The sequence below is a fragment of the Vreelandella aquamarina genome, from assembly GCF_900110265.1.
GTDB lineage: Bacteria > Pseudomonadota > Gammaproteobacteria > Pseudomonadales > Halomonadaceae > Vreelandella > Vreelandella aquamarina.
Genome location: NZ_FODB01000078.1, coordinates 1 through 11,725 on the forward strand (window position 1 = coordinate 1; position 11,725 = coordinate 11,725).

11 protein-coding genes are annotated in these 11,725 nt (G+C 56.0%); 9 read left to right on the forward strand and 2 right to left on the reverse strand.

What is annotated here, in order from left to right; all coding sequences use genetic code 11:
- Window positions 1-139: 139 nt before the first annotated feature.
- Window positions 140-796, reverse strand: a complete 657-nt coding sequence (locus BMY49_RS15910) for a histidinol-phosphatase (RefSeq protein WP_044630753.1) — start codon at window positions 794-796, stop codon at window positions 140-142.
- A gap of 163 nt (window positions 797-959) precedes the next feature.
- On the opposite strand from BMY49_RS15910, the gene BMY49_RS15915 reads away from it, so the two are divergent.
- On the forward strand, window positions 960-1,454 hold the full coding sequence (locus BMY49_RS15915) for an RNA pyrophosphohydrolase (RefSeq protein WP_009096477.1): 495 nt from the start codon (window positions 960-962) through the stop codon (window positions 1,452-1,454).
- An 87-nt stretch (window positions 1,455-1,541) separates the two neighbouring features.
- Window positions 1,542-3,803 (forward strand): phosphoenolpyruvate--protein phosphotransferase, encoded by a 2,262-nt coding sequence (gene ptsP / locus BMY49_RS15920; protein ID WP_058576374.1) that lies wholly within the window; start codon window positions 1,542-1,544, stop codon window positions 3,801-3,803.
- 7 nt (window positions 3,804-3,810) lie between these two features.
- On the opposite strand, the gene BMY49_RS15925 is transcribed toward ptsP, so the two are convergent.
- Window positions 3,811-4,578, reverse strand: a complete 768-nt coding sequence (locus BMY49_RS15925; RefSeq protein ID WP_062375815.1) for an NRDE family protein — start codon at window positions 4,576-4,578, stop codon at window positions 3,811-3,813.
- Between the two features lie 149 nt (window positions 4,579-4,727).
- Here BMY49_RS15925 and BMY49_RS15930 point away from each other — a divergent pair, with 149 nt between their 5' ends.
- From BMY49_RS15930 to BMY49_RS15960, 7 genes are all read left to right on the forward strand, one after another.
- Complete coding sequence (locus BMY49_RS15930; protein ID WP_089676023.1) at window positions 4,728-5,891, forward strand: response regulator; 1,164 nt, start codon at window positions 4,728-4,730, stop codon at window positions 5,889-5,891.
- A complete protein-coding gene (locus BMY49_RS15935; protein WP_062363212.1) occupies window positions 5,888-6,685 on the forward strand; it encodes a sulfite exporter TauE/SafE family protein in 798 nt (265 codons plus the stop codon). Before BMY49_RS15930 ends, BMY49_RS15935 begins: the two co-directional genes overlap by 4 nt.
- 50 nt (window positions 6,686-6,735) lie before the next feature.
- Window positions 6,736-7,524, forward strand: coding sequence for a prolipoprotein diacylglyceryl transferase (gene lgt, locus BMY49_RS15940; protein WP_044630748.1), 789 nt, complete (start codon window positions 6,736-6,738; stop codon window positions 7,522-7,524).
- Window positions 7,525-8,039: 515 nt separating this feature from the next.
- On the forward strand, window positions 8,040-8,885 hold the full coding sequence (locus BMY49_RS15945) for a thymidylate synthase (RefSeq protein ID WP_054641803.1): 846 nt from the start codon (window positions 8,040-8,042) through the stop codon (window positions 8,883-8,885).
- On the forward strand, window positions 8,882-9,421 hold the full coding sequence (locus tag BMY49_RS15950) for a dihydrofolate reductase (RefSeq protein ID WP_044630810.1): 540 nt from the start codon (window positions 8,882-8,884) through the stop codon (window positions 9,419-9,421). The genes BMY49_RS15945 and BMY49_RS15950 overlap by 4 nt, the downstream gene beginning before the upstream one ends.
- 21 nt (window positions 9,422-9,442) lie before the next feature.
- Complete coding sequence (locus BMY49_RS15955) at window positions 9,443-10,189, forward strand: ProQ/FINO family protein (RefSeq protein WP_089676024.1); 747 nt, start codon at window positions 9,443-9,445, stop codon at window positions 10,187-10,189.
- Window positions 10,190-10,453: 264 nt separating this feature from the next.
- Entirely contained in the window at window positions 10,454-11,560 is a 1,107-nt protein-coding gene (locus tag BMY49_RS15960) for a porin (RefSeq protein ID WP_089676025.1), read from the forward strand.
- Window positions 11,561-11,725: the final 165 nt, after the last annotated feature.

The following is an 11,725-nucleotide window of genomic DNA, read 5'->3' on the forward strand; positions in this document are numbered from 1 at the left end:
CTAATTTGTAGCGCGGCGTAAGCGGAGCGCACCCGCGAAGCACCCCTCTAGGGGTGCCGATGGTGGCATTAGGTTGGATGAATTACGGTGGTGATATCGAGGCGGCTGTCGCCATCTCACGAAATGCGTGACACTTACCTTAATCCCGCAGGCTCATAATCCGCCAATGGCGCTCTTCTGCCACTTTACGCAGGGTGTCGTCTGGGTCGACGGCAACCGGGTGATCAACTTTCTCAAGTAGCGGTAGATCGTTGTGAGAATCGCTATAGAACCACGCGCCGTCCATGGTGATATCTTGGGCTTCTAGCCACGCTTGTAGGCGGATGACTTTACCCTCGCGGTAACTGGGCACGCCGTCAACACGGCCAGTATAGCGGCCATCGACCATTTCCGGCTCTACAGCGATTAAATCATCAACACCTAAGCGCTCGGCAATGGGGCCGGTAATAAAACGGTTGGTGGCAGTGATAATCAGCAGCGTATCGCCTTTGGTGCGGTGGCGGGCCAGCAGCTCCTCGGCTTTGGGCAGAATATGCGGCTCGATTTTGCTGGCCATGAATTGCTGGTGCCACGCCGCCAGCTGCTCCGGCGTGTTTTCAGCCAGCGGTTTCAGCGCCATTTCCAAAAATGCCGCCATATCCAGAGTGCCCGCGTTGTAATCGGCGAGAAAGCGCTCGTTGGCCTCGCGGTAGGCCACCGGGTCCACTGCGCCTTGCTCCACCAGAAACTCACCCCAGGCATGGTCGCTGTCGATGGATAGCAGCGTATTGTCCAAATCGAAAATGGCCAGACTCACGGCGCTCCCCTTATGGTTAATGTTGGACGTTGGTCGTCGGATACAAAGCGCCGGATTATCGCAGAGTCACCTAGGTTTCACCACTTAGCGTGATATTGTATTGATACGCTTGTCTCCCTTGTGGAAAAATGGGCATAACTGAAAATTTATGAAGGTGATGTCCGTGATCGACGCTGACGGCTTTCGCCCCAATGTTGGCATTATCATTGCCAATAGCCAGGGGCAGCTGCTTTGGGCGCGTCGTGTAGGGCAAAATGCGTGGCAATTTCCCCAGGGAGGCATTAAGGCAAGCGAGACGCCACAACAAGCGCTTTTTCGTGAACTCCACGAAGAGATCGGCTTAACCGCCGACGATGTTGATATTGTCGCCTGCACCCGGGGCTGGCTGCGCTACCGTCTGCCACGACGCATGATTCGTACCCACTCAAGGCCAGTGTGTATTGGCCAAAAACAGAAGTGGTTTTTACTCAAAATTCGTTGCCAAGAAAACCGTATTTGTATGACGGCCACGCCCAAGCCGGAATTCGACGGTTGGCGATGGGTTAGCTACTGGTACCCGTTAGGGCAAGTGGTGCCGTTTAAACGAGAGGTCTATCGGCGTGCGCTAAGAGAGCTTTCTCCTCGCGTGCAGCGCTTGGCACAAGATAACGAAGGATAACGCGCGCATCATTGCAGGATAAAAGCAGTGTTAGCCCAGCCGGACAATCCCTCAGCGAGGCAAATAATAGTGAATAGGAAAACGTCCATGCTTGAGGTGCTGCGACGCGTTATTCAAGAAGTGAATGGCGCACGGAACCTCGACGCCGCGCTGTCGACCATGGTGCGCCGCATACGCAAAGCCATGCAGACCGACGTGTGCTCCTTTTATCTTTACGATAAAGAACTGGAGTCGTTGGTTCTGATGGAAACCATTGGTCTGCGTACCCAAGCCGTGGGTCGTGTCGTGTTGCCGCTGGGGGAAGGCCTAGTGGGGCTGGTGGCCAAGCGCAGCGAGCCGCTCAACTTGGAAGATGCCCAGTCGCACTCCCATTTCCGCTACTTTGAAGCGACCGGTGAAGAGCGTTATTCAAGCTTTCTTGGGGTGCCGATTATCCACCAGCGCCACATGTTGGGGGTGCTGGTGGTGCAGCAGGCGGAAAAGCGCCGCTACGATGACGAAGATGAAGCCTTCCTGGTCACCATGGCGGCACAGCTTTCGGGCGTGCTGGCTCATGCCTTAGCCACCGGTAATCTCACTCGCCCCGCGCTACCCGGTGGCCAGGCGATGTTCAAAGGGGTCGCGGCCTCACCCGGCATGGCCATGGGCGAAGCCGTGGTGATTACCCCGCCGGCCGATCTCAACAGCGTTCCAGATCTGATTCCCAGCGACCAAGAGTACGAAATTGCCCGGCTAAAAGAGGCCATCGGCAAAACCCGCGATGAAATTCGTGCCGCTGCAGAGCGTTTGGTTAACCGGATCTCTTCCCAGGAGCTAGCGCTGTTTGATGTTTATCAACAGATGCTGGGAGAGGCCGCGCTCTCTGAAGAGGTGGAAAAGCGCATTCGCGAAGGCCAGTGGGCGCCGGGGGCGCTCGCCGATGTCGTTCGCCGCCACGTGCAATACCTAGAGCGTGTCGATGATGACTACCTGCGCGAGCGGGCAGCAGATATTCGCGACCTGGGCCGTCGCGTGTTGGCGCACCTGCAAGAAGATACGCCTTCCACGCCGGAAACCTATCCAGACAGCGCCATTTTAGTTGGCGATGAAATCAGTGTGGCCATGCTGGGCGAAGTGCCGCGCGACAAGCTAAAAGGATTGGTGTCGGTACGTGGTTCCAGTACGTCTCACGTGGCGATTGTCGCCCGTGCCATGGGCATTCCCACGGTATTAGGAATGGTAGACCTGCCGCTGCCACGCCTGAACGGTGCGCCCGTGGTGCTAGATGGCCACCGGGGGCGGCTATTTGTGCGTCCTGCCGCCGAGCTGCAAACCCGCTACGCTAGCCTGATTGCCGAAGAGAAAGTGCTCAGCGAAGTGCTGGAGCATGAACAGGATCTGCCCAGTAGAACCCCCGACGGCCATGAAATGCCGCTGATGGTGAATACTGGCTTGGCGGTGGATGCCTCTGCACTGCTGAAAAGCCGCATTGGCGGGGTGGGGCTCTATCGCACCGAAGTGCCATTTATGATTACCGAGCGCTTCCCAGGTGAAAAAGAGCAGATGCGCATGTACCGCGAGCAGTTGAAAGGCTTTGCGCCGCTGCCGGTGGTGATGCGTACTCTAGATATCGGTGGCGACAAAGATTTGCCCTATTTCCCGATTGAGGAAGCCAACCCGTTCCTGGGCTGGCGGGGTATGCGCGTTACCCTGGATCATCCTGAAGTTCTGATGGTACAGCTGCGCGCCATGCTTAAAGCCTCCCACGATTTAGGCAATCTCTACGTGCTGCTCCCCATGATCACCAATGTGGAGGAGGTCGATGAGGCAATACGGCTGCTTGATCGCGCCATCTTAGAGTTGGGCGAAGAGGGTATTAAGGTTGAGCGGCCAAAAGTGGGGGTCATGATTGAAGTGCCCGCGACTATTTATCAAATGGACGCGCTGGCTAAGCGTGTCGATTTTTTCTCGGTAGGCAGTAATGACCTTACCCAGTACCTGCTAGCGGTGGATCGTAACAATCCGCGGGTGTCTAGCCTGTACGATGCGCTGCATCCCGCGCTACTTGGCGCTTTACAAGAGCTGGCTCAGGATGCGAAGCGGCTGAATAAGCCTATTTCGCTGTGTGGTGAGCTGGCGGGTGACCCAGCAGGCGCGCTGCTGTTGATGGCGATGGGCTTTACCAGTCTTTCCATGAACGCCCCCAGCTTGCCAAAAGTGCGTGCCGCGATTCGTCGGGTCACGCTGGCTGATGCGCAAACGCTGCTCAAAGAGATCATGCGGCTGGATACGCCCGCACTGGTCCATGAGCATCTTAATAAACGGCTGGATGAGTGGCAGTTGTCGCACCTACTGCCCCCTCGTGATTAATAAGCTACTATCGTTGGCATAGCGCCGTAAGTGTCGTTTCGCCAGTAAAGCGCCCGAGCGGCCCAAAGCGCTGCTCAGTGATAGCCACATCGCCCCGGTGGCTGAGCGTCAGCCAAGTAGTCGCGCGGGTGCCGTACTGCTCGCCGACGATAAAAGCCGCTGAGAGCTGACGCTCAAGAGTAACGCCAACCCCCGTATCGGGTAGCAAGTGATCGGCGGCTTGCCCTGGGTTTTGCAGCGCCTGTCGCGTGGCGGGCCGCCATAGGTGATTATTACTACCCTGCATAGCGCAACGTACAGCCTGTAGTTTAGGCCAAGGTGTATTCAAACTGGCATTGGAAAGCCCATGAACCCCGGGCGGCACATTAACAAGGGATATGCCATCGCTTCCCCGGTGCAGGTGCCAGCATTGGTGGGTGGTAGCGACTAATAAATTAAAGCCAGCGTAGCGCTCGGCTTGGTGGCTCGCCATGGTGTCTAGCCATGCGGCGGGGTTGTCACTGCTAAGTACCCCCGCCACCAGTTCGCCTCGGCTGGGCGCGTTAGGGGGCGTGGGTAAGGTGGTATCGCGTACGTTGGTAAGTGCCGCCACAATGCCGTATCGATTTGCTGCCAGCCATGTACCACCCGCTTCCAAGTCTCTGCCACCCAGCAGTGCTTTGTCGCTCCACGCACTCAGTGGGGCAGTAGGGCGTGCATGGAACTCATCACGATTACCCGCTAAGCGTAGAGGAGTGTGGCTATCGGGTGACCAACGAAACGTAATTAAACACATAAATGACTCATAATAGGCATTATTCGGGGCATACTTAAGTGGCGCGACATGACACACTTCCGGTGGAGACGTACACTGACTTTCGCGCCGTGATTAATGATGCGGGCTATCTCTACTAGCCTAACGCCCTGCCAACTGGGACATCGCGAATGACACAACGCTATCAGCGAGAGCACTTCTGGAATGCCATTATCTGGCCAGTTCTATGGCCATTATTACTGGTTCAGGCCGCGCTTGTCCTGCTATGTGTGTTGGTAGGAGCCGTTATCTGGCTAATGTCACCCAGCCAAGCGTCATGGGCAACCACGGTGTGGCTAATGCTTGCCCTTCTGTTGGGCAGCTGCATGAATGTAGGCGTTTTTTTAATGTTAATCAAAGCGCGGAGCAAGTATAAGGACACACTCTTCACGCAGGGGCTTAGCGAGCTTGAGCAGCGTATTGACGAGCTGCGCAGGAGGGTGGCCCTTAACTCTTTACCGGCGCTTGTTGAGCCGAAGGCCGATGAACAGCCCTGCCAGCGGCTTACCCTGGCGAACGACCAGCTAGAAGGGGTTATTCGAACGCTTGATAAAGCGAGTCATGTGGTCACACAGGATGGTCATGCTAGGAGTGACCAAGCGTTGTTGGATGACTTGCATCACCAGCAGAAGCAACTCAAACATTTAATGGCAGGCAGGGAGCGGGCAAGAGAGGAGTCTCGGCTTAAATCAGGCTACCTAACGTTGATGCAACGAGAAGCCGATAGCCTGTTTGAGCACCTTGGCAGCATGCTAACGGAGGATGCGTCTGAGACCAGCCGCCAGAACGTTACCCACCTGCGTGAACGCCTTGCTGATATCCGCTCACTATTAGCTAATTTCGTGCAGCAGAGTGTGAATGAGACAAGCAGTGACGATTTATCAGGGGGCGGTGAGCACCGGCCTCGCGTATTGGTCGTTGACGATGGGCCGGTAAACTTAATGCTGGCGCGGCAAATGTTAGAGTCCCAGGGCCTTAAGGTGGAAGGTGTCAGTAGCGGTGAGCAAGCCCTAGAACGCCAGCAGTCCACTTTTTATGATTTAGTCTTTATGGATATTTTTATGCCCACTCTCGATGGGCTTGAGACGACTCGCCGTTGGCGTAAGTTTGAGCAATCAAATCAAAAGCAGCGCAGTGTGATGATTGCGTTGACCGCCAATGTCGATAACGCGGGCAGAGATACCTACGAAGCCGCTGGAATGGATGACCTTCTAGCCAAACCCTATCAACCGGATACCTTGCATAGCATGATTAATAAATGGTTGCCTCACGCCCTGGAGAGGCCGAGCCAATGACCTTTGCAGCCATTTTAGCCAGTTACTTGGCGCTAGGGGCAGTCGCTGGCACGATGGCCGGGCTATTTGGGGTTGGTGGCGGGATCATTATTGTTCCTGTGCTGGTGTTTGCCTTCGGGCTACAGGGCATTTCCCCTGAGATCACTATGCACCTTGCTGTTGGCACCTCGCTTGCCACTATCGTCATTACCGGCGCTTCTTCAGCCCTTGGGCATTTTCGTAAAGGTAGCGTGCATCGTGCTTGGTTTATGGCCTTGCTGCCCGGCTTAATGCTAGGCGCGATTGCTGGGGTGTTTATTGCTGATAACTTGTCGGGCACCGTGCTGGGTACGCTTTTTGGCGTCTTCGTACTTCTATTAGCTACCAAAATGGTCATCGGGCTTACGCCGAAACCCGGCACTATTGCCCCTGGAAAAGTAGCAATGGCCATTGCGGGTGGCGTAGTTGGAGCGATTTCTGCGCTGTTCGGTATAGGCGGTGGTGCCATGACAGTGCCTTGGCTCTCTCGCTGCGGTGCCACTATGACACAAGCGGTGGGAACCTCTGCGGCCTGTGGCTTACCAATAGCAGTGGTAGGGGCGGTGACCTTTATCGTGGTGGGGTGGGGGAACCCGCTCTTGCCGCATTGGGCAACCGGATTTGTTATGTGGCCAGCATTTATCGGTATCGTAGCCACCAGCGTACCGTTTGCCCGTATTGGCGTGCGTTTGGCCCATGTGCTGCCTGCCGATGTACTGCGTTTCTGTTTTGCTGCTCTGCTCGCTGTGGTGGGATTACGCTTCATACTGGCGTAATGGCGCTTTGGCACACTGTAGCGTTTCTTTTATTTGATTAGAGAAAGTGAATGATTAACTACCCAACGATAGACCCTGTTGCGATTTCCCTCGGCCCGTTGCAAGTGCATTGGTACGGCCTCATGTACGTGGTCGGCTTCGTGGCGGCGTGGTGGCTAGGCTGCAAACGTGCCCCGCGTCTAGGAATGAACAAAGACGACATTGGCGATTTGCTTTTCTACTGTGCCATTGGCGTAGTCGCCGGTGGTCGCTTGGGCTACGCGCTGTTTTACGGATTAGAACAGTGGATGGCCGACCCGCTCTGGATCTTCCGCGTGTGGGATGGCGGCATGAGCTTCCATGGTGGCTTGATGGGCGTATTGCTGGCCGCCTGGCTATTTGCCCGCCGCAAGCAGTTGGCCTTCTTCACCCTCACCGACTTCATCGCCCCGCTCGTGCCGATTGGCCTGGGGGCTGGGCGCATCGGCAACTTCATCAACCACGAGCTGCCCGGCCGCGTGACCTCGCTTCCCTGGGGCATGCCCTTTCCCGGCATGGGCCCAGAGCCGCGTCACCCCTCGGCACTCTACGAAGCCGTATTGGAAGGCGCCGTGCTGTTCGTCATCCTCTGGTGGGTCTCGGCCAAACCTCGTGCGCGCGGGTTCATCTCCGGCCTGTTTCTGCTGGGCTACGGCGTCTTCCGCTTCATGGTCGAATTCGTCCGCATGCCCGACGCCCACATCGGCTACCTCGCCTTTGGCTGGTTCACCATGGGCATGCTCCTCACCCTACCCATGATTATTCTCGGACTCCTCCTGATGCTCTGGTCAAAAGGCAAGCCCATCGACGCCAAGGTATGATCCGGATGTGGCGCTCAGAGTATCCACCTAAACCTGTCTGTGGGAGGCCAATTTCATTGGGCGACTGTTTGGGCAGGCACTTGTGCCTGCATCATCGCGAGCTAAAGCTCCCTCCCACAAGAAGCCCCTTCCTGCAGCAGCAAAGTGGCTGGGTAGAGCCAGTGGATTCAGGCTAGCCTGAGTAGCCGCCCAAGCTTGCCTGTGGGAGGCCAATTTCATTGGGCGACTGTCTGGGCAGGCACTTGTGCCTGCATCATCGCGAGCTAAAGCTCCCTCCCACAAGAAGCCCCTTCCTGCAGCAGAAAAGTGGCTGGGTAGAGCCGTGGATTCAGGCTAGCCTGAGTAGCCGCCCAAGCTTGCCTGTGGGAGGCCAGTTTCATTGGGCGACTGTCTGGGCAGGCACTTGTGCCTGCATCATCGCGAGCTAAAGCTCCCTCCCACCACCCTTAACATAGACGTTGCCTTTAGGGCGGCCTAGAATACAGCCTCATACTCGCTGTTAATCTGGAAATCTTGTGACTGCTACAACGCCTTCGCTTACCACGTCGAACGAATTGCCTGCGCTTGAACAGCCTTACCTGGACCTGATGCGCACTGTGCTCGAACAGGGCGTTGATCGCGGTGACCGTACCGGTACGGGTACGCGCTCGGTGTTTGGCCACCAGATGCGCTTTGATCTTTCCCGTGGGTTTCCGCTGCTGACCACCAAGAAGCTGCACCTGCGCTCCATCATCCACGAGCTGCTGTGGTTTCTGAAGGGCGATACCAACATCGGTTACCTGAAAGAGCACGGCGTGCGTATCTGGGACGAGTGGGCTGATGAAGAGGGCAACCTGGGCCCCGTATATGGCTACCAGTGGCGTAGCTGGCCAAACCCCAAGGGCGGCAGCGTGGATCAAATTGCCAATGTGCTAGAGCAAATTCGCACCAACCCGCAGTCGCGGCGGTTAATTGTCTCGGCCTGGAACCCAGGCCAAGTGGATGAAATGAAGCTGCCGCCGTGCCACTGTCTGTTTCAGTTCTACGTCGCCAACGGGCGACTCTCCTGCCAGCTTTACCAGCGCAGTGCCGATATTTTCCTCGGCGTGCCGTTCAATATCGCCAGTTACGCGTTGCTGCTGAGCATGGTGGCCCAGGTCACGGGCTTACAGCCGGGGGAATTCGTTCACACGCTTGGAGATGCCCACCTGTATAGCAACCATCTAGAGCAGGCGCAGGAGCAGCTAACCCGCACGCCCATGCCACCGCCTAGGCTCGTGCTCAATCCAGAGGTCACGAACCTATTCGACTTCACCTTCGATGATATTCAGATCGAAAATTACGCGTCCCATCCGCATATCAAAGCAAAGGTAGCCGTATGAGTCAGCAAGCCACCGCCTATGAACCGCTGGTGCCCGTTGCGATGATCGTCGCCATGGCCAAGAATCGCGTCATTGGCGTCGATGGCAAGCTACCCTGGTACTTGCCTGAAGATTTGAAATTCTTCAAACGTATGACCCAGGCCAAGCCGCTGGTCATGGGACGTAAAACCTTCGCCTCCATTGGCAAGCCGCTGCCCAATCGTCTCAATATCGTCGTGACTCGGGATGCCCAGTTTAGTGCAGAAGGCACGCGCGTATGCCATGAGCTACCGGCTGCGTTAGCGCTTGCCGATCAGCAGGCGACAATCGAAGCGGCAGAAGAAATCATGGTCATGGGCGGCGGCGAGATTTACCGTCAAGCCTTACCGTTTGCCCAACGTCTCTACATCACGGAAGTCGATATAGAAGTGGAAGGCGATGCGTACTTCCCCGCGTTCTCGACGGAAGAGTGGCAAGAAGTTCAGCGAGTCGCCGGGCAGCCCGCAGAAGGGCAGTCAAATTATGACTTCGTCGTGTATGAGCGTGTCAACGACTGACCAAGGGCAAAGGAGGGGGTTATGGCCGCCAGCGTACTGCATCTACTAGAAACGTTAGAAACACGGCTCGAACAAAACAAGGCCGAACTCATTGCGCTGCGCGAAGAGAATCAGCAGTTGAAACAGCAGCTAGCCGCGCTATCGACTCGCCCCCCAGGGGAGCCTACGGCATCGCCCGCTGAACACGAGACCGATGTCGCGGCGGCAGAAGAAGCGCCGAACGAAGCACCCGAGCACGTATCAGCGGCGGTCAGCGAGCCAGTAACGCCAGAAGCCGTCACGCAACCCTCGCCGCAAGCGTTATTGAAGCAGTGGTATCAGCGTTACCCACATGCCTTCTTCAAAGGGCACACCAAACCTTTGAAAGTGGGGATTCACCAGGATTTGGCCGAGCGCGAGCCTTGGCCGAGTAAATTGATCCGTCGGGCGCTAGCCAACTACGTCAATTTGCCGCGTTATATCAAATCCATGCGTGAAGGAGCAGAGCGTGTCGATTTAGATGGCCAGCCTGCCGGCAAGGTGGACAAAGAAGCCGCGAAACATGCCAGTGAGCGGCGACAAGAAGCGCCCACGAAAAAACGAATGGAGCGTCCGGCTCCCCCCGCGAAAAGTCGCACGAATAAAGCGCAGCCAGCCGCGAGTAACTCATCGCCAAACGATGAGAAGCTCCCCTCGAGAACGCCCGTTCCAGAAAAAAGTGAGCAGAAAAAACCGCTTACCATGGAAGAGAAGCTCAAAGGCCTGCAGCAAAAATTCGAAGGCCGCTGAGACCCGAGTCCGTGTTGTGGGTTCCATAAAAAAACACAAATCGTAAAAAAACACTGTTTTTTTCTATTGCGTTCCCTGGAATCCCGGTATAGAGTTTGACCTGCGAGCATTGGACTATAACAAGGCTTTGTTGAGGACATGTCGCATACCACCGGGAAAAACCGGCGGATGAGAAAAAGAGCATGGCCCGCAAGCCACTTGCTGGCTTCTACGAAGGCCAGTAATAACGATCGAAACAGTAAGCTAGTTAAAGGAACCTACATCATGAAAAAGACACTTTTAGCGACTGCTATTGTTGGTGCCCTGGGCGCCTCCGCTGCAGCACAAGCAGCTACCGTATATGACCAAGACGGCACTCGTCTGGACGTATACGGCCGTATCGCCATGGGTATCGAAGGTGGCGGCCCCGAGTTCAACTCTGATAACGAAGCAATCGACAACGGCCCTGAGTTCGTAGACGTCTTCTCTCGTCTGGGTCTGCGCATGAGCCAGGAAGTGACGTCTGACCTGACGGCTTTCGGTCGTCTAGAATGGCGCTTTGATGGTGATGAGAACACCACCGATGGTGGTTTCAACGAACTTCGCCAGAGCTACCTGGGTCTGCAAAGCAAGCAGTACGGTACTTTCCAAGCTGGTAACTTTGACAGCTTCTACAGCCAGTTCGTATCTCAGCCGTTCGACGTTTACATCTTCGCTGATAGTGACCTAGAGTTCGCTGGTCATTCGAAGCAGTCTCGCGGCGACTCTATCGGTTACTACACGCCTGACCTGCAAGGTTTCACTGCATTCCTGCAGCTGAAGTACTACAGCGAGCGTGGCTTGAAGGAAACAGGTCCACGCCTGAATACTGATGGCAACGTGGTTGGTACAAGTGAAGAAGGCAGCGTAATTGCACCGCAAGGTGGTGTTCGTTACCAGCAAGGTCCGTTCACTGTAGGTCTGGGCTTCGTTGAAGACGTAGTTCGTGGCGGCGGTAACGGCGAAATGCTGGGCGGCCTGATCGGTTCTTACGACGTGAACGACCAGTTCTCCGTTCGCCTGGGCTACGAAGGCCGTGAGCACAGCGACGAAGGTTTCGGCAACGGTTACGACAAAGTTGGTCTGGGTGGTACTTACACCACTGGCCCGTGGGCGTTCACTGCTGACATCTACGATGTAAGCGAAGACGGTGCTGATGGCGATGACCGTACTGCATGGGCCCTGGGTTCTTACTACCGAGTCTCCAGTAACTTCGACGTGTTCCTGGAGCTGAACCAGCGTGACCAGCAGTCCATCGACGTCACCATCGGTGGCGGCGACGGCCCTGTTAGCGTTGAGCGCGCTGACGGCGACGACATTTACTACCTGACTGGCGCTCGTTACCACTTCTAAGCCTTGGTTAAACCAAGCTTAAAGTTGTAACACCTGTAGTAGATAATGAACCGGCCCCTTTTGGGGCCGGTTTTTTTATGGTGGTGCGCCAGGCATGGCGCGCAGCGCCAATTAGGCGCTATCCGGTCCGCCGTGGTGGTTGGCCGGATGACTTGGGGGTGAAAG

Excerpts from the sequence above, each read along its gene's own strand:
- ptsP (WP_058576374.1), top strand. The coding sequence starts at position 1,542 with ATGCTTGAGGTGCTGCGACGCGTTATTCAAGAAGTGAATGGCGCACGG.
- BMY49_RS15925 (WP_062375815.1), bottom strand. The coding sequence starts at position 4,578 with ATGTGTTTAATTACGTTTCGTTGGTCACCCGATAGCCACACTCCTCTA.
- BMY49_RS15930 (WP_089676023.1), top strand. The coding sequence starts at position 4,728 with ATGACACAACGCTATCAGCGAGAGCACTTCTGGAATGCCATTATCTGG.
- BMY49_RS15935 (WP_062363212.1), top strand. The coding sequence starts at position 5,888 with ATGACCTTTGCAGCCATTTTAGCCAGTTACTTGGCGCTAGGGGCAGTC.
- lgt (WP_044630748.1), top strand. The coding sequence starts at position 6,736 with ATGATTAACTACCCAACGATAGACCCTGTTGCGATTTCCCTCGGCCCG.
- BMY49_RS15950 (WP_044630810.1), top strand. The coding sequence starts at position 8,882 with ATGAGTCAGCAAGCCACCGCCTATGAACCGCTGGTGCCCGTTGCGATG.
- BMY49_RS15955 (WP_089676024.1), top strand. The coding sequence starts at position 9,443 with ATGGCCGCCAGCGTACTGCATCTACTAGAAACGTTAGAAACACGGCTC.
- BMY49_RS15960 (WP_089676025.1), top strand. The coding sequence starts at position 10,454 with ATGAAAAAGACACTTTTAGCGACTGCTATTGTTGGTGCCCTGGGCGCC.